General features: G+C 48.0%; 12 protein-coding genes. All 12 read left to right on the top strand.

Annotation, left to right across the window (positions count from 1 at the left end):
- The 12 genes from MKZ07_RS20645 (at position 1) to MKZ07_RS20590 (ending at position 21,900) form a co-directional block, all read left to right on the top strand.
- Positions 1 to 1,719 (top strand): phospho-sugar mutase, encoded by a 1,719-nt coding sequence (locus tag MKZ07_RS20645; RefSeq protein ID WP_036699256.1) that lies wholly within the window; start codon positions 1 to 3, stop codon positions 1,717 to 1,719.
- Between the two features lie 142 nt (positions 1,720 to 1,861).
- Positions 1,862 to 3,901 (top strand): DUF5693 family protein, encoded by a 2,040-nt coding sequence (locus MKZ07_RS20640; RefSeq protein ID WP_341027357.1) that lies wholly within the window; start codon positions 1,862 to 1,864, stop codon positions 3,899 to 3,901.
- A complete protein-coding gene (csaB, locus tag MKZ07_RS20635; RefSeq protein ID WP_341027355.1) occupies positions 3,874 to 5,040 on the top strand; it encodes a polysaccharide pyruvyl transferase CsaB in 1,167 nt (388 codons plus the stop codon). The genes MKZ07_RS20640 and csaB overlap by 28 nt, the downstream gene beginning before the upstream one ends.
- A 7-nt stretch (positions 5,041 to 5,047) precedes the next feature.
- The gene (locus MKZ07_RS20630; protein ID WP_036699251.1) at positions 5,048 to 5,806 is read left to right on the top strand and encodes a WecB/TagA/CpsF family glycosyltransferase; all 759 of its coding nucleotides are present in this window, start codon (positions 5,048 to 5,050) and stop codon (positions 5,804 to 5,806) included.
- Between the two features lie 113 nt (positions 5,807 to 5,919).
- On the top strand, positions 5,920 to 7,047 hold the full coding sequence (locus tag MKZ07_RS20625) for a glycosyltransferase family 4 protein (RefSeq protein ID WP_036699250.1): 1,128 nt from the start codon (positions 5,920 to 5,922) through the stop codon (positions 7,045 to 7,047).
- Positions 7,048 to 7,273: 226 nt separating this feature from the next.
- The gene (locus MKZ07_RS20620) at positions 7,274 to 11,197 is read left to right on the top strand and encodes an S-layer homology domain-containing protein (protein WP_341027351.1); all 3,924 of its coding nucleotides are present in this window, start codon (positions 7,274 to 7,276) and stop codon (positions 11,195 to 11,197) included.
- A 126-nt stretch (positions 11,198 to 11,323) separates the two neighbouring features.
- A complete protein-coding gene (locus MKZ07_RS20615) occupies positions 11,324 to 11,665 on the top strand; it encodes a hypothetical protein (RefSeq protein WP_036699246.1) in 342 nt (113 codons plus the stop codon).
- A 587-nt stretch (positions 11,666 to 12,252) separates the two neighbouring features.
- On the top strand, positions 12,253 to 15,141 hold the full coding sequence (locus MKZ07_RS20610; RefSeq protein WP_051493923.1) for a DUF4469 domain-containing protein: 2,889 nt from the start codon (positions 12,253 to 12,255) through the stop codon (positions 15,139 to 15,141).
- An 86-nt stretch (positions 15,142 to 15,227) separates the two neighbouring features.
- Complete coding sequence (locus tag MKZ07_RS20605; RefSeq protein ID WP_036699245.1) at positions 15,228 to 15,812, top strand: hypothetical protein; 585 nt, start codon at positions 15,228 to 15,230, stop codon at positions 15,810 to 15,812.
- A 188-nt stretch (positions 15,813 to 16,000) separates the two neighbouring features.
- The gene (locus MKZ07_RS20600; protein WP_036699243.1) at positions 16,001 to 16,273 is read left to right on the top strand and encodes an alpha/beta-type small acid-soluble spore protein; all 273 of its coding nucleotides are present in this window, start codon (positions 16,001 to 16,003) and stop codon (positions 16,271 to 16,273) included.
- A 203-nt stretch (positions 16,274 to 16,476) separates the two neighbouring features.
- On the top strand, positions 16,477 to 17,679 hold the full coding sequence (gene metK, locus MKZ07_RS20595) for a methionine adenosyltransferase (protein WP_036699242.1): 1,203 nt from the start codon (positions 16,477 to 16,479) through the stop codon (positions 17,677 to 17,679).
- 189 nt (positions 17,680 to 17,868) lie between these two features.
- A complete protein-coding gene (locus tag MKZ07_RS20590) occupies positions 17,869 to 21,900 on the top strand; it encodes an Ig-like domain-containing protein (RefSeq protein WP_341027350.1) in 4,032 nt (1,343 codons plus the stop codon).
- Positions 21,901 to 22,080 lie beyond the last annotated feature (180 nt).

The raw sequence follows: 22,080 nt of genomic DNA, 5'->3' as shown, positions 1-22,080 counted from the left end.
ATGACTGGATTAAGCCCGAAGGCGCAGGAGACCCTGGCACGCTGGCTGCAGGACCCTTCTGTCGATGAGAACACCAAAGAAGAGCTGAAGGCTCTCGCCGGTGAACCGAAGGAACTGGAAGAACGATTCTATAGAGATCTTGAATTCGGTACAGGCGGCTTGCGCGGAGTCATCGGAGCAGGCAGTAACCGGATGAACCGTTATACAGTCGGCCGGGCTACTCAGGGCTTCGCTGATTACATTCTGGGACAGCATACGGGAGAAGGCAGACCCTCGGTGGTTATTGCCCACGATTCCCGGCGCTTCTCGCCGGAATTCACGCTGGAGGCTGCGCTTGTACTCGCCGGCAACGGAATTGAGACCCACTTGTTCCCTTCCCTGCGCTCCACGCCGCAGCTGTCCTTTACCGTCCGTCATTTGAAGGCATCTGGAGGCATTGTAATCACTGCCAGCCACAATCCGCCTGAATACAACGGATACAAGGTATACAATGCCCAGGGCGGACAGCTGGTGCCGCATGAAGCAGAGAAGGTTATTGCTAACATTTTGAATGTGGACTCCTTCAATGGGGTAAAACGCATGTCTCAGGAGGCTGCAGAGAGCGCAGGCCTGCTCCATTGGCTGGAGGCCGAAGAGGACGAGGCGTTTACGGATACGGTTGCTGCGGTAAGTGTCAGCGGTGAAGAGATTGCTTCTTCGCTGGGCCGGGATTTCTCCATTGTCTATACGCCGCTGCACGGGACAGGCAATCTTCCGGTCCGCCGTGTACTGGAGAAGATCGGCTTCACTCAGGTGCATGTAGTTCCTGAGCAGGAACAGCCGGATTCCGAATTCTCTACCGTGAAATCTCCGAATCCGGAGGAACGTGAAGCCTTCACCCTGGCGATGAAGCTGGGCGAGGAATTGAATGCGGATCTGCTGATCGGTACAGACCCGGATGCTGACCGTATGGGCGCCGTGGTTCGTGACAACGAAGGCAAATTTGTAGTGCTGTCCGGGAATCAGTCCGGCGCGCTCATGATTCATTATTACCTGAGCCGTTTACAGGAACAAGGGAAGCTGCCGGCTAACGGCGCTGTAGTCAAGACCATTGTAACCAGTGAGATGGGCGCTGCTGTAGCCAGCCATTATGGCGCTACGGTGTTCAACACCCTGACCGGATTCAAATATATCGGGGAGAAGATGAATCAGTTCGAGCAGTCCGGCGAGTATACGTATCTGTTCGGATATGAAGAAAGCTACGGATACCTCGCCGGCAACTATGCCCGTGACAAGGATGCAGTCCTTGCGGCGATGCTGATCGCTGAAGCGGGTGCCTATTACAAGGCCCAGGGCAAGACCCTGTACGATGTGCTGCAAGAGCTGTATGCACAGTTCGGATACTTCCTGGAGAGCCTGGAGTCCCGTACGCTGAAGGGCAAGGATGGAGTGGCCCAGATTCAGGGGATTATGAATGACTGGCGGACCAGCCCGCCGCACGAAATCGCAGGTGCTTCCGTGACGCAGGTGCTGGACTATTCCCTGGGGCTTGACGGTCTGCCTAAAGAGAACGTGCTGAAATATCTGCTGTCGGACGGCTCATGGTTCTGTCTGCGTCCTTCCGGCACGGAACCGAAGATCAAAGTGTATTTTGCCGTGGTAGGTGAATCCCTGGACAACGCTAAGCACAAGGTTGCTGAATTGACCAGTCAGGTTATGGCGCGGGTAGACGGGAAATAATAAGCAATATATAACTTCCCTGCGGAAACGGAGCTGCTCCAGATGGACAGACCTCCGTTTCCGCTTAAATTTGCCGCTGGCAAGAGGGTCGGCAACTGTGACGTACGGCAATCAGCTTTAAAGTGAAAGAGGAGGTACTTTGGTGCAGCAGAAATGGCAACGCTGGAATATAGCATCACGCAAGTGGTTATGGATCATTATGGTGATAGGGCTGATCAGTGCACTTCCGGTCGTATACGACCGTCTACAGACAGAGAAGTCTTCCAAAACGGTTGAGTTTGTCTTTGATTACCGCGATCTCGTGGAGGTTGCGAGCTACCGGGAGAATCCGCAGGATTATATCAACGAGCAGCTGGACCGGCTGAAGGCTGCCGGTGTTCAGAGTATGGCTATCTATGAAAATACATTGGAGGATTTCCGCAAGGCGCGCCGCCTGATGATTTGGGGAGCGTCTGATATCGCCAATCTTACCGATACTGTGATTCCGGAGAATGAGAACTATACATATGTCCTCTTTACCAGTGCGAAGAACAGTGAAATGCTCTCACCAGTTATCCGCGATGCCTTCAGTAGTCTGGACATCCGGACGGAAGAGTGGAACTACCGCGGACAGCAGGGGCTGATCATCGAGACTCCGCTGGAGAATGCAACGCTCAAGCCGCTGCAGCCGGACCCGATTACGCTGGAAATGCTGCACGGGAAGGGCTTCAGCATTGTGCCCCGGCTTGTAGACTCTCTGGCGTACAATCAGGATGCTGTGAAGAAGCTGCTGGACCGTTACGCCGAGCTTGGCGTCAAACGGATTCTTTTTGAAGGCGAGTCGGTTAAGGGTTACTCCGATGATGCGGATACGGCCAGTCTGACAGCCTTCGCTAATCTCCTGAAGCAACACGGGATGGGGATTGCAGCTATCGAGAATATTAAAGTTCAACAGAAGGGCTTCTCCAAGCTGGCCTATATGCTGGACTACAACGTGACTCGCCTGTATTCACTCAGTGAGGCGGATTCCAGCCTGAAGACTGAAGTGATTGCAGACCGGTTCGCACTGGGTACGAAAGACCGCAATATCCGCATGATCTATCTGAACACGATCCCCTCTAGAGACACCAAGAAGGCTGCCATTACAGATACGCTGGATAATCTGATCGAGAGTCTCAGCGGACCTGAGGGTGCGGTGGCCAAGATTGAGTCTAATGGCTTCAAGCTTGGACAAGCTACAGCGTTTGATGTGGCCGACTCCTCCTTCCAGCGTTATTTCAAGCTGATTGCAGTGATCGGAGCCGTGGCTATGGTTGCCCTGCTGTTCTCCTACTTCATTCCTTGGCTTACTCTGCCTGTATGGGTGCTTGGACTGGTTGGAAGTGCAGGACTGCTGATTCTGAAGCCGACATTATTTGAACAGGCGCTGGCGCTTGCCGTAGCAATAAGTGCGCCTACCCTGGCTATAGTGCTGGCTATCCGCAAAATTAATGAGATGGGCCCGCCTTTACGCGCCAATCCGTTAACCTTTGCCGTAATGAGCCCTCGCCGCCGTCTGACACATAGTCTCGTTCTGTATGTCAAAACTGCGTTAATCACATTCAGTGCGGTGCCTTTCGTCATTGCTCTGCTGAATAATATTACCTACGCCCTGGTGCTGGATCAGTTCCGCGGTGTAAGTCTGCTGCACTTGGCCCCGATCGGGCTTACTGCACTGTATGTCCTTCTGTACCGTGGCGAATTTGCCTTTAACAAGACCGGTAAGCTGCTGCGGACGCCGATTACACTCGCTATGGTCATTGCGGCCGGAGTAATCGGTATCGTGGGGATGTATTATTTGAGCCGGACCGGGAATGCCGGAAGTGTAAGTGCACCGGAGAAAATCCTTCGTGTCTTCCTGGAGAATACTGTCGGGGTCAGACCCCGTAACAAGGAATTCCTGCTGGCACATCCACTCTTTATCCTCGGCGCATTCTTGGCCTATAAATACCGGAGTGCAGCCTTCATCATGATTATTGCAGTCATTGGCCAGTTGTCTATGGTGGATACCTTTGCCCATATTCATTCGCCGGTACTTATCTCGCTGGTCCGCGGACTCCTGGGTCTTGGACTCGGCCTGATCATTGGTATTATCGCTGTAGGGATATGGCAGATTGTGGAAGGATGTTGGAAACGATGGTCACCTCTGCTCAAAAAATTGTAATCTCCGGCTTTTACGGCTTCCACAACAGTGGAGACGAAGCCGTTCTGCAGTCGATTCTGAATGCTCTGCGCAAGCATTCCCAGGCCGCCGGAGTAACGCTTGTGCCTGTGGTCTTATCCATTGATCCGGAGTGGACGGCTGCCACGTACGGGGTGGAATCCGTACACCGGATGAAACTGGGAGAGGTGCGGAGAGCTATATCAGACAGTGCGGGTCTGATCAGCGGCGGCGGCAGCCTGCTTCAGGATGTGACAAGCAGCAAGACCATCCCGTATTACCTGGGCATCATCAAGCTGGCCCAGTGGATGGGGAAGCCGACATTTATCTATTCCCAGGGAATCGGCCCGGTGAACCGCAAGCTGTTTCATCCGCTGATCAAATCGATTTTCCGGAAATGTGCTTATATCTCCGTGCGGGATGAACAGTCCCGCCTGCTGCTTCAGTCTATGGGGCTCAGCATTGATGATATAGACGTTGTACCCGACCCGGTTATGGGGCTGGAGTTGCCTAAGGATATGCAGTCAGAACAACATGCAGAAGCAGATCCTGTAGCTGGAACACTCAACTCCGGCCTGCAAGGTTCGCCCGCTACTATAGGTGTCTCCGTGCGCTTCTGGGAGGAGTCCCGCCAAGAACTTGATACCTTGGCTGAGGGTTTAGTGAAGGCTTCTGCGGTCCAGCCGCTCCATGTACACTTTCTGCCCTTCCATCATCCTGCGGACAATGAGGCTTCCCGCTATGTAATGCAGAAGATAGGCCGGGCTATAGAAGATAATGGGGGATCAGTAACGATCCGTGAGGATGTGCTTCATCCACTGAAGATGCTGTGGGAGGTAAGCCAGTGCCAAACGCTTATAGGTATGCGGCTGCACAGCCTTATCTATGCTGCGGGACAGCGTGTTCCGATGATGGGCGTCTCTTATGATCCGAAGATTGATCATTTTCTTGAGCGGGTGGATTGTCAGCCGGTGGGTAAGACAGATACACTGGAGGCAGACAAGGTGGCTGCCGTTCTTCTGGAGCTGCTGAGCTCAGGGGAGCGCTGGAAGCAGGAGCGGGAGCCGCTGATTGCCGCGCTGACCCAAGAGGCTGAGGCGCCTGCCCGGCGAATTGCCCAATATTTCGGCCGTAAAGGATGAGTGACAAGTGAAAGCAGATAGCGCATTACCGACAGTACCCATTTTTGGCATACGAGTATCCAAGGCGGATATGAAGACCACGGTTTCCTATTTGACGGAGGCGGTTCATAAGCGTGAGCCGCATCAGGTAATTACTGCTAATCCGATCATGGTTATGGCGGCGCTGGAGAATCCGTCTTATATGGAGATTATGAAATCAGCAGAGCTGGTTGTCCCCGACGGGACTGGAGTGGTATGGGCAGCGGAATATTGCCATGAGCCTGTAGCTGAGCGTGTAGCCGGTTTTGATCTTTTACATGAATTATTGCACCAAGGCGAAAGCTATAACTGGAGAGTATATTTGCTCGGTTCAACTCCTGAGGTGATTCGCGAGACGGCTTCCCGGTTACAAACAAGATATCCCGGTATTGTCATCGCAGGATATCATGACGGGTATTTTGGTCCGGCAGAGGACGAACAGATTGTGGGCGGCATCCTTGAAGCGAAGCCTGACTTGCTCTTTGTTGCCAGAGGGGCGGACAGTCAGGAACCATGGATTGCCCAGTACAAATCCCGGCTGCAGATTCCGGTGATGATGGGTGTTGGCGGGAGCTTTGATGTGATCTCAGGCAAGAGCCGCCGTGCTCCTGTTGCCTTCCAGAAATTAAGGGCAGAATGGTTATACCGGCTGCTTAAGGAACCTACACGTTACAAAAGAATGCTTGCGCTGCCGAAATTCGCAGTAAAAGTGGTACGAGAGAAAGATAAAGTAACAAAAGACCAGTAAAATGAGGAAATTTACTGAAAAAATCCGTGGTATCGCCTAAAAACAGTATTGGAATTTGCTTTTGGTTCAGCGTATAATTCAATGCGGTAGAGAAATGGAGGTCGACTTTTCAAATGTTAATCATATACATCGCCGGATTCATTGTGTGCATGGGGCTTGCACTGCTTTTGACGCCGTTCGTGAAGAAATTCGCTATTAAGATCGGTGCGACAGATGTGCCAAATGCCCGGAAAGTGCATACGAAGATCATGCCCCGCCTCGGCGGACTCGGCATATTTCTGGCGTTTGTGTTAGGCCTGCTTGCCGTATTGCCGTTTATTCCGTATGACTTCACTCCCCGGGAGACTAATTTCATTAAGGCGCTGCTATGCGGCGGCGGTCTGATTGTGTTGATCGGCGGTCTGGATGACCGTTTTGAGCTTTCAGCCAAAGTGAAGCTGCTGGGCCAAATTGCCGCTGCCTGTATCGTAGTTTTCGGGTTTGGCATCACGGTTGATTTCGTAAATATTCCTTTTCATAATAGCTATTCTTCCCTAGAGAGCTGGATTGCCATCCCTCTGACGATCTTCTGGATTGTCGGTGTCACGAACGCTGTGAATCTGATCGACGGGCTGGACGGGCTTGCAGCAGGCGTATCTGGTATCGCAATTGCTACGATTGCCGTCATGGCCTTCCTGATGGGTAACACCATGGTTGCCTTGCTCTGTCTGCTGCTTCTAGGCAGCATTCTGGGATTCCTGTTCTTCAATTTCCATCCTGCCAAAATCTTCATGGGCGATACGGGCTCGCTGTTCCTGGGCTTCTGCCTGGCGCTGCTCGCACTGCTCGGCTTCAAACAGATTGCGGTGGTTTCATTCATTACACCACTCCTTATCATCGGAGTTCCGTTATCGGATACGTTCTTCGCCATCGTCCGGCGCAAGCTGCAGAAGAAGCCGATCTTCGCTCCGGACAAGGGCCATCTCCATCACTGTCTGCGTGAGCTTGGCTTCAGCCATCGCCAGACAGTACTGATCATCTACGGCATTGCCGCATTCTTCGGCATCCTGGCAGTCATCCAGACCTCTGCTTCGCTCTACGAAGCCAACTGGGTTACTTTCGTAGTCATCTGCGTCATGCTCTTCTTCCTGCAGATCGGCGCAGAGATTACCGGCGTCATCAGCAAGACCAAGCGTCCGGTGATTGACTTGTTCTTGAGAATGCGGATGAAGGTTGGGCAGGAGCGGGGAAGCAAGCTATAAATTCTTCGGCATCCTGGCGTAACTTCAATTAGTTTCATTAAATACTAGTGCGTATCCTTTCATAAGGGTACGCTTTTTTTGTTTTATTCTCATAGCCGGGCAAGCTGGGGCCTTTGCTATTGCAGATCTGGATGCCGCTTACAGAAAAGTTGGGCGTAGTCCTTCAAATTATGGGCTGCTGGACCGATAAAATAATTATCATCAACAAAAGGGAGAGGTTAATGACATGCAGCGCATGAGAAAAACATTTATCTGGACACTTCTGTTCGCTTTATTGGTATCCTTAGTCCCACCAGGACTTATGAATATTGCGGCGGCTGCAGATAAGCCGACCAGTTATTTTACACCGGATAATCAAAAGCTGCGGAATACGGTTGATCTGACCCTGCTGCCGCCAGCTTCATCATCGTCATCTGCGCAAATTGCCAGAGACAATGTATTGCAGGTGACAGATGCGAGTCTCACAGTAACAGGAACCTTCACCAAGGTAACCAGTTCTACACTTGGAGCCAATGTACAGTTATTGACGTGGGATCAGAAGAACGGCAAGTGGCTGGAAGATCCTACACATGTTACGCCTGGAGTTGTTCAGCTGGATGTTGATAGTCCTGACAACCGCTTCAGTGCCAATTTGACCTTGTATCCTGGTATGAACCGGATTACATTGACCGGATCACAGGGCAGTAATGACCGCTCCGAAGCATTTTACGTTCTATTTGATCAGGTACCCTATGTAGAGAAGCTTCAGGTTCTAGGGGGATCTGAGAAGCTGAATCTGAATGAAGGCGCACAACTGGTCGTAGCCAACAAGGAAATCACACTTGAAGGCAAGGCCCAGAATGTTACCAAGGTTACAGTTGCTCTTAATGAGGGTACGGCTTCAAGCACATCATTATTGCAGGACGGCACCTTCTTTTCCCAGCGTATGGAGCTTAAGCCTGGGGTAAATAGCCTTAAGCTGGTTGTCCAGAATGGTTCTGACACACTCAGCTTTCAATATTCAATTTTCTACTATGATGAGAAGAACCCCATAGTCGCCATGTATTTAGGAGATTCAAAGGGCCAGGGTCAGGATTTCTTATACGGAGACCAGCCAGTGATGACAGAAGACAGCGACACCGCCAATCTGTTTGTCCAGATGATGGTTCCTGATAATGCAGGAGTACCTTTTAGCGGATCGGCAGTTGTGAAGCTGGATAGTGTAGTCCCCGCTATTAAATATGGGGAAGGGTTAACACTTGGAAGCAGTGGTGCTGTAGCGTTAAAAGACGGCAATGAAATTTTGGTGCCATCTCCAGTTAAGGATGCGCCAGCTTACCGGCTGGTAACTTTCCAGGTCCCTCTGACTCTAAACAAGGATAATGCAACACCCGCTAACCGCTTAGAAAAGCAAACGCACAATCTTTCAGTAGCCTATGGAACCAAGACCGTTAACCGGTCCATTGATTTTCAGTATATGAAGAATAATATTGTAATTACAGATATGAAGTATTTGCCGGGATATAACGAAACAACAGGGACAGTACCTGCCGGAGTAGCGCTGAATGGGGCTAAGGTGGATTCTGGAGAATTCTATATCTTGGTCAAAACCAATACGGCTGTGACAACCACTCCTGTGAAGCTGCTGGCAAACTATTTGCCTTTGTCCACCAGAGTTTTAGCGCCGCAATGGATTAAGGCGGTATCGCCAACAGAACATATCTTCAAAATTACGGATTTCCAGAATGGGAATCAGACTGTCCGATTCAAGATTGATGGCTCGTCATCAAACAAGGATGTGAATATTTCATTTGCTTCCAAGAGCTACATTTATGTATCCAACCTTACGGATGGCCAGACTTATGTAATAAACTCCAAAGAAAGTACAGTATTGAACGTAAAGGGACAATATATTGATTTTAATCTGGGCAGCAGCTACTTCCTCGCTGAAATGTATGTGAATGGAACGAAGATGAAGCCCACGGGAACTGAGAAATGGCCTAACCCAAGTGATGGTACTTTTTCGGTGGATTTAACAATTAATGCAACTTCAGGACCCATTGTATTCGGGGAGAACAAAATTGTTCTTACAGGAACAGGGGTAGATGAAAAAGGACAGGTTCGTGAGGTTCGCAAGGAACTGCGCGTCTATATTCTTGATGAGAACGTATCAACCATCAGCAAGTTCCAGCCAGCCTTAGGCACAGGGAGACCTACATTCCCGGACACTAATTTTGGACCAACGGATGTACTGCTCACGAAATTGTTTAATTTGACACCTGATTTTATTTATAATGAAACAAAGTATACAACCAGTCTAAAAACCTACGATTTGGTGCTGCGGGGCAGCGGGGCTGTGAAGCTGAACCTGAACCTGGGTACCAAAAATATTTTGTCGCTTGATATTCCGGCAAATGCCAGTACTTCAAATACAGCAAGCCCGGTGTTTGCTGATCAACGTTACACTACCAGCTTTGCCGGCAGTCAGAAGGACTTCGTAATGCGGATTCAGGATCTTACTAATGATACACCGGGAACTTACATCTATACGCTTGAACTGATTAACAGCACTGGTGCCAAGACCAGCCAGAAGCTGGAGCTGATCCGGGAGGTCAGTGCTTACCGCATTCTGTCTCCTCAACCCTCTGTAGGGACTCAGTATGTTGTGAATAAGAACTTTGTTCATTTCGATATTGAGGCTGAGGGTGCTACTAATGTAGTTATTGACAAAGAGCAGGCCGTTAAGCGGACGGATCTGGGACCGGGCAGATTCGTTCTGGATTACGTAGGCTTGAAGCCGGATAAGGCAAACAGTATCAAAATTCAAGTTGTCAGAGGAAGCAGTACAAGTACAGATACTATCTCGATATTCTATACGGGTACCGTGGCTGTTGATTCGCAGTATATGGCTCCTAAGGTAGCGGACAAATACAGTGTATTTAATAAGAAGCTGGAACTGAGCTTCCCGAAAGGGACTGTAATGCAAAGTACAGATACACGCAACCTGAAGAAGTTCTATCCGGATACCAAACTTCGCTTCGGTATTGCTGAACCGACAACAGGTGTGGTAGAACGCCGTAACGATTATGGCAATGTCATCGGCTTCCCGGTAACCTTTGAAGAGAGCGGAATTCCTAACTGGACCATTCCCGATGAGTTCTCACTTCGTTTCAGTTCTCCATATGAGAGCAGCAACTTCGTAACAATATCCGATGTGTACTGGATTAGCGGAGGCCTGGGAGAACTGGGTACGGTATCGACCGGAGGCTACATTCCTGCCACGAATGGCTTGGCTCCGTATTCTGTAGATGGTTTGTTCGGTGATCCGCAGACTCCGGCAGAACGCAAGATCACTCCATCCAAGCGTGGGAAACTAACGCTGGCCTTTGACTCCAATGTCGTTGATGACGCGGGGACTGTTGTAACTGTATTCCAATATAATTCCAACCGTGAATGGGTGAATATTGGCGGTACTGTGGATACCAACAAGCATACAATCAGTGTTCCGTTTGATGAGTTTGGTTATTACAAGGTTATGAAGATGAGCCGCGGTTATAACGACATTACGAATCATCAATGGGCCCGTAACATTCTCAATGCCCTGTATTCCAAAGGGATCATGAATAATCTTCGCTTTGAACAGTTTGGCACAGACGATCAGACTACAAGAGGAGAGTTCGCAACCCTGCTGGTAAAAGGCTTGAATCTGCCGCTTAACTACGATGGCAATAAGACTTACGCTGATTTGGTTCCAGGGGCCGGTTCAGTGACCTGGGATTATGAACATATTGAAACAGCCTCGAGAGCCGGAATTGTTACTGGACTTACCGATGGGGTATTCGGGCCAGATCAACCGATTACGCGCGAGCAAGCGGCAGTGATGATTGCCAGAGCACTCAAGCTGAAGCTGCCGGTTAATGATCAGAAATTAAAGGATGCAGTAGCCAAGTCATTCCTGGATTCCGGTAAAATAGAGTCCTATGCATTAGCCGCAGTTCAGGCCGTGTCAAAGGCGAAAATTATGAACGGGGCTGAAGTGACCACTACGGGCCAAAAGAAGGCTTCGTACAACTTTAATCCCAAAGCCAATATGACAAGAGCTGAGGCTGGTAAAATTGCTGTGGAGCTTTTGAAGAAAAGCACTACAATTTTCCCTAAAACCCTGAGTTAGGGATTGACAGTTCTATAGTAAAAACCTTATTCAGGTTAAATTACCATTCGGACATCTTTGTAATCTGCTCCCATTTGCGTTACAATGTCAAAGAAACCATTTTTACGTGAAAGGTGAAAGCTATCGATGAAACCGATTTTATCAAAAGCACAATTGGATTACACGAAAGCAAAGAATATGTTTGAGAATAGAGCAAAGGTTATGGAAAAGGAAATTGCAGCAAAGCGGGCTTTGCAGGAGATCACTCAGGAAGTAATGGAAGAGCTTGTTCAAGCAACTGGCTTCCATGATGCTTATAATGAACTGGTTATTGCTGAGAATGCTTTGATCGAATGGTCCCATAGCACAATCAAACATGAGAAGAGCTACCGCGAGAACCGTGCAGCTATTGATGCCATGTATGAGAATGTTAATGCAAGTCCTGAGAAGCGCCAGGAGTTAATACAGCTATCGTTGAAGATTCGATAGTCCTGGATATACTAATTTGAAGGAAAGGCTGCTGAGTTGATCTCAGTAGCCTTTCTTTATGTAAATCACTATCCGAAGTGTTAACCCTGTTGCAATGTGGTTATATACTTATTAACTTGAATGCTGGTCAACAAACACCCCCCTGTTAGTACGCAATATTTGTTTGTAAACTTAGAAAATATTGTTTAATGACGTTTGGAATATCTCTATGCTATACTGATTCCCGTAGCCACCCAACATTAACAATAGTTAGTAGAACATACATATTGTATCTTCTAGTGTATCGGGGCAGGGATACAGCAGGCAGGAAAAAGTTTTTTTTAACCAAAGCGCAACTTTTTCAAACCTATTGCGTTTAAGGTGTAGAGTCACTTGCACAAGGCAATTGTGGAATGCCCTGGAGGCACTGCTCATTGCTAAATGGAAAAATTAGCTTTACGTGACTAGAGGCACATTGTATAATACTTAGGTAGAATTAGGAATCTAGTATTACTATGCCTTGAAGCTGTTTACAAGTTTCTGTGATACCCGTCACAGACATTATTTATACTTAATCTGCTCAACTCGGGAAAGGGGGTGCTCGACAAATGAGTGATATGAGCTACACAACTAAAGAAAAATCCCAGTTTATGAACGTCCAAGGAGGAGAAAAAAAGGTTATGAAGAAAATTTTATCCGTAGCACTGTCTACAGCAATGGCATTCTCGATGTTTGCCTCTGTGGCATTTGGTGAAACAGCAAAAGCAACTCCACAACAAGCATTTGATGCTTTGGCAGCAAAAGGTATTCTTAATGGATACCCAGATGGTAAAGCTCACCTTGAAAAAGATCTGACTCGCGGTGAATTCGCTAAGATCGTTACTAAATTGTTCGGTCTTACTGAAGTAACTGGCAAGCTCACTTACAAAGACAAAGGTTACACAGCTACTAACTGGACTGTTCCTTACGTAGAAGCTGTTACAGCTGCAGGCTTGATGCAAGGTCAAGACACAGTTAAAGGCATCTTCAACTACAATGGTAAAGTAACAGTTGAAGAAGTTGCAGCAGTATTGTTCCGTGCTCTGAAGATGGAACAGCCTACTACAACTGACAACAATGCATCTGTATGGGCTAAAGGCTATGCACAAGCAGTTATCAATGCTGGTCTGATTGCTAAAGATGTAAACTTCAAATCTAATGCTGACCGTGCTCTGGTAGTACAAACAGCTTATGCGGCTGATCAAATCGGTAAAGTTCCTACATTGACTGTAGCTTCTGCTGAAGCAGTAAGCCCAACCAAAGTAGTTGTAACTTTCTCTGACAAGACTACTGCAAACGTTGAATTGACAACTGCTCTGGTAGCAGGCGTTGAACAAACAATCAACTTCAAACACCTTGAAAAGGACTACACTGCAAAAGTAACTCTGCAGGCTCCTAAGGTTGTTTCCGTAACAACTCCTAACTCTAAGCAAGTAGTTGTGAAGTTCAACCGCACAGTTGATACTGACACTGTTGCTGAATCCAGCAAATTGCTTGATGAAGTGATCAAGATCACTAAGGTTGGCACTAAGGAAAATGATGCAGTTAATGCTAATGTGACATTCAATGCCGATAACACTGAGGCTGTAATCACTTTGGCTAACGTTCCAACTATCAAGTTCCTTAAAGGTAACTACAACATTGAAGTAAGCGGGGATATTCGCACAACTTCTGCAGAATCCATCCCAGCTTTCCTTCAAACGGTGAATGTTGCTGACACAGTAGCTCCGACTATCGTATCTGCAACTGCTGCTGCAAAAACAAATACTAAAGATGTATATGTTAAATTCAGCGAGCCAGTTAAAACTACCGGTATCGTAGCTTACGTTAACGGCGCACCTGCTCAAGCTACTTCAACCAATGCTACTTATGATGAATTCAAATTGAGCGGCGTATCTTTGGATAGCGGCAAGACTTATGATGTGTCTCTGCAAAACGTATCTGACTATTCCGGGAACGCAATTACACCGAACCCAACTAAAACTACAGTTACAGTAACTTCCGATGTTGCAGCTCCTGTCATCAAGAGCGTAACTCCGGTAAGCGACAGATTTATCGAAGTTGAATTCGATAAAACTGTAGATCGTGCATCCCTGGTAGGTAACGTTCGCTTGTTGAACGCTTCTGGTGAAAGCCAAGGTACGTTCTCCGTTATTACTTCTGAGAATGGCAAGAAGTTCACATTGCAGTCCCCTAGAATTTCATTCCCATCCAGCAATACTTTCACCGGCTCAGTTGTTTTCGCTGCTTCGGTTAAGGACACACTGGGCAATATCCTGGGAACGGCTTCTAACCAAGCCATCACATTCACTAAGGACACAGTAGCTCCAACAGTGACTAATGTAACTTATTCAACAACTGCAACGAACAAAGGTATTGCCTTGAGATTCACTAAGGATGTTGAGTATGTTGGTAAGGGTACTGTATACCTGATCAGTGAATCTACTGGTGAATCCATCATTGTTCCAACTACCGGCTTCAAGAAAAACAACGAAAAAACTATCGTTATTCCAGTTCCAGCTACTGTAGCTGCTGGTAAGTACACTCTGCGTGTACCTGCTGGTCTAGTGAAAGATAAATCTTATGCTGGCAATGAAAATACTGCACAAGTATTGGATGTTACTTTGGGAGCTTCTTCCACTGATGACAAGGGACCAACATTGTTCATGCCAACTGCTAGCTACACACCAATTAAATTCAATGACAGTGTGAAAGTTAGCGGAGACAGCGTTACTAATACAGTATATGGCGAAGCAAGCATTACAGTTGATCTGATGGATCCAAGTGGTCTGAATAGCACAACTCTGATCGATGTAAACAGCTATACACTGGACGGTAAAGCACTTCCAGCTGGTTCATTCCCATCTGTAACAACTCTTGATATTAATGGTAATGTAACTACATCTACAAAGAATCCTGTATATGCTCGCGTAACTATCAAGATTCCTAGTGGTGCAATTGACAAAACTAAATCTGATTACGAGTTCATCGTAAGCGGAGTTACTGACACTGTTGGTAACGGCATTGATGGTACACAAGCTAAAGCTAAGGGTAAGCTGACTAGCAGAGTTAAGCCAACCTTTAACACTGCTGCAGTATCTGGAGGAAGCTCCACTGAACTGATCCTTGGATTCTCTAAAGACGTAGTTGGTCTTACTAAAGAGAACATCACAAGCAACCTGCAGTTCTTTATCAACAATGATGTTGTTGATAACCAAGCTGTTAAGGCATCACAAATCGTTTCGGTTACTGAAATCAAGTACGGTTCTGACAAGGGTAAATGGTCTGTTAAGTTCTCCAAACAAATCATTGATTCTAAAGCAGGCGCACTTGAAGAGCTTGACCTTAACGCTAACGAAGTTAACAGAATTATTGTTAAAGTCGTTAAAGGTGCAACGTTCACTGACGGTGACGGAAACGTTATTAAAGACGACACTACTGAAGTTTACGCTAAGTAATCTCCGATTACCGAAGCAAAGAATAGCCTCTTCGGAGGCTATTCTTTTTTTATAGCCATTTATTCCGATATGAGGAGGAAATACATTTGAAGACAGCTTGGAAAGTATCAATGTCGGCGGTGCTATTGGCGGGGAGCCTGTGGGCAGGCTCCTTACTTAATATTACGGCTGAAGGTGCAGGCGTAGGATCGCAGCCAGGAACGGCAGAGGACCCGGTGGTTACCAAGAGCTATGTGGATCAGCAGATTCAGAAGGTTTTGGGCGGTAACATTAGTCCACCTACCCAAGCTCCGAGCGCTACGGCTACTAATGCACCGGCTGCAACTGCAGCACCGAGTGCAACCACAGCACCTACCAAAGCGCCAGCTCCCGGTACAGGGGATACCAGCATTACAGGAAATGCCGTTGAAATTGTTGATGTGAAGCCAGGCCAGACTCTCATCGCTGGAGCAGGTGCAGAATTCATTGTTCGTGCCGGCAAAGCGGTTATTTATTCCCAGGATGCTAATGGGGTGGCTGATTTGACGGATGGTGTCGATTTGGCGAATGGTGTAGCTGCGCCTACGAATCATCTGTTATCTTTCCCGCGGGATGGCCGTGGAATCGCTGTACAGGACGGTCAGACGATGAAAATCGTTGTTATGGTCCGTGGTGCATATACTCTCAAATAAACAACAACCCGTTTTAAAGGACACATCAATCGGTATTTTTCTTTCTATATAAAGAATGCCCTATATTGGATTTCAATATACCCCGGAACTCATTCCCACAGCTGACAAACATTGAGCCGACTTAAGCCTTTGGAATTCGTACACAATACCACCTGTAATCTTAAAAAATTCGCAGGAGGTGCTGTAACATGGCACGTACAAATCGCACAGTGGTACCAGAAAGCCGGGCAATGCTGAAACAAATGCAATATGAAATTGCTTCTGAATTCGGATTATATGGAGCTTCGTACGGCGGCGGAATGGATACGGAGTTTGCTTCTGAGCTGGGGACAATTGGCGGAGCAAGCGCATCTGGAGGAACTCCATATCTGGGGCATCTAAGCTCCAGAGATAATGGATCTGTTGGCGGGGAAATCACAAAGAGGTTGATCAAACAGGCAGAGCAGTCTCTATTCGCATAACTGGCTTCAATTGACAGCAACCGGTAAATAAGATAATATGACTTTTGAGGAAGGCCGTAGACCTTTTCCATTCGGAAAAGGTTCATTTTTTGAATTAAACAGGCATTGGCCATTATTATTCTACTACTTACATTTGGCCTGTTATCTACTAGGGAGCCCCCTTGAATACAGTGTCAGATCAACAATATGGGAGGTTGTTGTATATGTCGATCAAAGGGCGTCATCTGTTTACTTCTGAGTCCGTAACGGAGGGACACCCCGATAAAATCTGTGATCAGATATCCGACGCGGTACTAGATGCATTTCTTGCTAACGATCCTAATGCCCGTGTAGCTTGTGAGGTAGCTGTAGCAACAGGTCTCGTGCTTGTCATCGGGGAAATTAGCACTAAGTCTGAATATGTGGATATTCCGGCAATCGTACGTAATACTATTAAGGAAATTGGCTATACCCGCGCGAAGTTTGGCTTCGATTATAATACGTGTGCCGTCCTTAGCTCGTTGAATGAGCAATCTGCAGACATTGCCCAGGGTGTAAATGCTGCTCTTGAGCATCGTGATCCTGCGTCACTAGCTGAAGAGACTGCTAACATCGGTGCGGGTGACCAAGGTCTGATGTTCGGGTTCGCTACCAATGAGACGCCTGAGCTTATGCCGCTTCCGATTGCCCTGTCTCACCGAATTGCCCGCCGCTTGGCGGAAGTCCGTAAGGATGGAACTTTGAAATATCTGCGTCCGGATGGTAAAACCCAGGTTACGATTGAGTACCAGGGCGACAAGCCGGTGCGTGTGGACACGATCGTAGTATCTACCCAGCATGCAGAAGAAATTACCCTTGAGCAAATTCAGGCAGACATCAAAGAGCATGTCATTCTTCCGGTTGTACCAGCTGAACTATTGGATGAAGCCACTAAATACTTCATTAATCCTACTGGCCGCTTTGTGATTGGTGGTCCTCAAGGAGATGCCGGTCTGACTGGACGTAAGATTATTGTGGATACATATGGCGGTTATGCCCGTCATGGCGGCGGAGCCTTCTCCGGTAAAGATCCGACCAAAGTGGACCGTTCTGCAGCCTATGCTGCCCGTTATGTAGCGAAGAATCTGGTCGCTGCCGGCCTTGCTGACAAGTGCGAGATTCAATTGGCGTATGCTATCGGTGTTGCAAACCCTGTATCGATCAATGTAGATACATATGGAACGGGGAAGATCAGTGAGGAGAAGCTGGTTCAGCTGATCAGCGATAACTTTGATCTTCGTCCAGCGGGAATCATCTCGATGCTGGATCTGCGTAAGCCTATCTATAGACAGACAGCTGCTTATGGACATTTTGGCCGTACAGATGTGGATCTTCCTTGGGAACGCGTGGATAAGGCGGATTTGTTAAAAGCCCAGTCCGGAATCTAAGAATTAAGAATAAACATGCCCATACAGATGCCCTCATGAAGAGGGTGCTGTGTGGGCCTTTTTTTTGTGAAAAGAGCAAGCCGATGTGCCCTTAGCTGTCATCTTCTAAACTTTGGAAGCCCTTTAGCCGAAATATAACAGTATACAAATACAAGAAGTGCTGGAAGGGCTGAAAGGGGTTTTTTAAGAATGAAAAAGAAATTAACAATAGGCACAGCAATTATCATTGCAGGCAATCTGCTGCTTGGTCTGAGCAGTCCAGCTATCGGTATACATACATCAGCGGTATACGCCGCTTCGGAATTCGGAATCAGCATTTCTCCTGCTAACGGGTCTGCTTTTGTAAATGTCGGGGCTTCGCTGGGGCTTAGCTTTGACCGCCAGGTGATCCCGCAAGCCGGGAAAATCACCATTACAGATGTAAATGCCGAAACAGTATTTACGGAAATTGCAATCGGGAGTGCAGGGCTAATCGGAAACTCGGCAAGCTACGAGATCAAGCTAGGCTCCAGTTTTAAATTCGCTCCTTACAAAACATATAGCGTAAGTGTGCCTAAAGGGCTGTTCAAGGATAGTGCAGGCAATGAATCAGCAGCAACCAGCTGGAAGTTCACGACAGCCCCGGAGGTGAACCCGGCGATTATAGCAAGCAGTATGTCTCCGGCCAGCAATTCCAGAATAGAGGCAAGTAGCTTAACGGAGCTGAGTATACGCTTATCCGGAGTGCTTACAGCCGGGGGAGGCAGCGTCAGGCTGCTCTCATCAGCGGATAACGCGGTTATACAGGAGTTTGCGATCCGCGAGGGAGAAGCTGGAGTAGCCTTCCAGAGCGCAGATTCAGCTACAACGGTTACACTGACACTGGCTAATAAGCTTCCATCTGGCGGAAATTATTATGTGCTTATCGATGCGTATGCATTCAAGGATACTAATAATACAACCTATCAGGGGATAGCGAGTGGCAGCGGCTGGACCTTCTCCACGATTGGCACGGGTACTATCTCTGCATCTACGGCTCCGGCCAACGCATCTTTTGGCGCATCGGTAAGTGGAGCCCTTAAGCTGTACTTCGACCGCCCGATGAGTCCGGCCTCTGGAGTAATCTCAGTCTCTCCAGGTGCAGAAGGGGACGCCAGGACAAGATGGTTGAATGTTAACTCGACGAGTGTCACCGGCGGGGGGAGCTCAGCAATTACACTGTTGCCAGCCTCCGCGGCGTCGCCGCTGTTGAGCGGTACACTATATACAGTTACAATACCGCAGGGGGCTTTTTATGATCAGGATGGTCAACTCTTTCCGGCTTCAGGCCCGTACTCCTGGACGTTCACTACAGCTTCGCTGACAAGTCTGTCTGTAGCCGGGTTATCTCCAGCGGACCGCAGTGAGTCGGTAGACATCTCCAAAACGATTGCGGTTAATTTCAACCGGGATGTTGTCTATGATAGCACCGTCGCAAGCGGGGTTGTTCTATACAAAAGCAATGGCTCTAAAGTGGCAGCAGCAGTCCAGCAGGGTGCCTCTGCCAAAGAATTCATTATTAAGCCGGCTGCAGCGCTGGAATCAGATACGATCTATTATATCGACATCGCCAAAGGGACGTTCACAGACGCCGCTGACCCCAGCGTGCAGTATGAGGGATTAAGCGGTACCAAATCATGGAGCTTCCGCACTGTAGCCATAGACAAGACCCCGCCATCGCTGACGAGTGCAGTGCTGGAGAACAATCGGACGATCCGTCTGAGGTATAGTGAGACGCTTAATGCTTCAGTGGCTCTGCTGGCTTCCAGCTTCGGGGTAACCGTCAATGAGGAAACCCGGAATATTGAGAGTGCCTATATTCAAGGAGATAGTGTATTTGTAGTGATTAGTACAGGTATCGCTGTAGGCCAGAATGTGAAAATCAGCTATACCGGCGGCGTGCGGACGATTCAGGATACGAGCGGGAATGCTGCACCTACCTTTTCTGGACAGCAGATCACCAATACTATAGAATCGGCGCTCCCTACGCCCAAAGAAGGCAGAATTACAGGCAGAACAGTAACACTGACCTTCAATGATACGCTCAAAACGGTCTCTCCATATGCCTATGAACAGTTTGTGGTCACGACTGACGGGTATTCGCTTGGGGTGAATTCTATTAGTACCAGCGGCAATACCCTATATCTAACTGTAGGTTCTGAGGTGGGCAATTCGGAGTCGGTCCGGGTATCCTATTACGCCGGATCGTATCCGCTGGTTAGCTCTCTGGGGCAGAATATCGCGGGCTTCGCTGAGTTTAACATCCGCAATACTAAGGACAACGTGCCGCCGGTGTTCCAGAATGCGACGGGAGCGGGCAATAAGCTACTTCTCAATTATAACGAAGGTCTGTCCACCATTAATTTGCCGATGAATAGCCAGTTCTCTGTACTGGTTGGCGGCAAACCAAACTATGTTACCAATGTTTCGGTGAGTGGTACACAGGCTACATTGACCCTTCAGAATGCATTGCCGCTTAGCGGAACAGTTACGGTATCCTATGTTCCAGGTACTCTTGGACTTAGTGATCTGAATGGAAATCGTGCCGCCTATGTTGATCTTCAGCCAGTGTCTGTAACTTCAGCTACGGTAGTCTCCGAGATCAGCGTAGCTACGGTGAAAGGCAATGAACTTAATGTTACCTTTACCAAAAGCATGCAGTCCTCTTCAAAATTGTATGCTAATCAGTTTGGGATTAAGGCTGATGGAAGCGGCATTGATGTTCAGGATTTCAGCCTGTCCGGAACTCTTTTAAAATTGAATCTCTCGCAAGCAGTGACGGCCGGTCAAAAGGTTGAGCTCTCTTACCTGTCTGGTGCGGGGATGATTACAGATACCAATGGGAACTCACTTCCTTCCTTCAACTCATTGTCTGTTCAGAATCTGACCACTGGTGTAACCGGCAATGGAAGCCGCCCTTCTTATCTGGGAACCCTGCCTGCCAGTGAGTTTGGCAAGGAGTACCCGTTACTGAAGAGTGATTCTGCTCTTGGGGTTACAGATCTTTCGGTCTACAAACAAATGGTTAAAAGATATGATCTGAATGCAGAGCGTATGGCTGCCAGTTATCAATATCTGAAGCTTGCAGGTACGGATGAGTTGGTATTCGAGGTTCCTTCTACAGAGAAGTCAGCCTATGTTACCGTTCCGCTAAAAGCTCTATCGGATGCAGCCGCAAGCAACAAAAATGCAAAACTGATCATCCGGTACGGAGATCATATGTATGGTATAAAACTAAGCGATATTGATGTGAATTCACTAATTGCTAGTTTGGGGACAGATATTAGTAAGGTCTCCCTTGTTCTGCGTATGGAGAGTGTTCCGGGCGGGACGTTCTATTCGTTCGAACAAAAAGTTGGAAGCCAGGCCATGCGTAACGTTACCGGGCTTATGGATTTACGTCTAACGGGTTCTATTAAAGATAACTATTCCAATGCCAAGGAGTTAAATGTAGCAGGACAATACACTGTTCGCAATGCTGCTGTACTGAACTCTGCACAAACGATGGCTGCCGGAGTAGATTCGACATATAATGATGCTATTTATTTGCCGGCCCAAATTGCTACAGTGGGGAGTAATAGCGTTGTTAGTGCACGCACGAAGGGGAACCAGGTGGTGGGAGTGTACATATCCTTGCGTACATTTGGAGATGTGACCTCCCATTGGAGTAAGACTGCTGTAGCAGAGTTGGCCGCCAAAAATATCATAGATAGCAGCTATGGAACTGCGTTTATGCCTGATCAGCCGATCACCCGTTCCGAGTTCGCTGTGATGCTTAGCCGGGGCCTGGGTCTACAAGCAGTTCGTGGTGGAGCTTCCCAGTTTAAGGATGTACGCCCCTTTACACAAACGAGTGACTTCATTGAAGCCGCCGCCAAAGCCGGCATCATCAACGGCAATACGGACGGGACCTTCCGTGCGGAGGATAAGATTACCCGTGAGCAGATGGCGATTATGATGGTGAGGGCGCTGGAGTATTCCGGACAGTCTGTAACGCTGAGTGCATCGGTGATGGATACGCTTAGCCCGTTCAAGGACCGGGCGAAAATTCTGAGCCAGAGTATCGAATTTGTAGCCAAGGCGGTTAAGGCGGGAATTATTCAGGGGGTCAGCACTACAGAGTTCCAGCCGCAAGGTAATGCTACCCGAGGGCAGGCTGCGGTCATGCTACAGCGGATGCTGAAGGCAGCAGGCTATTTGTAAGGGAATTGTATAGTTTATAGTTAAGCAGAGCATCCGGTCTATGGGCCGGGTGCTTTTTTGATAGATAAGAATTTATGTGTTTTGGGGTCCCCGCAAAGTACCTGAGTCACCACCTACGCTAAAGCCCCACTTTGTGGGGTTATTTTGCGAGGACATATTTTATATGTTCCGGAGCTATTT

The sequence above is a fragment of the Paenibacillus sp. FSL P4-0338 genome, from assembly GCF_038002365.1.
In the GTDB taxonomy this organism is placed as follows: Bacteria; Bacillota; Bacilli; order Paenibacillales; family Paenibacillaceae; genus Paenibacillus_AQ.
Note: the sequence above shows the minus strand (reverse complement) of the source record. Positions and strands in the feature narration are given on the sequence as shown.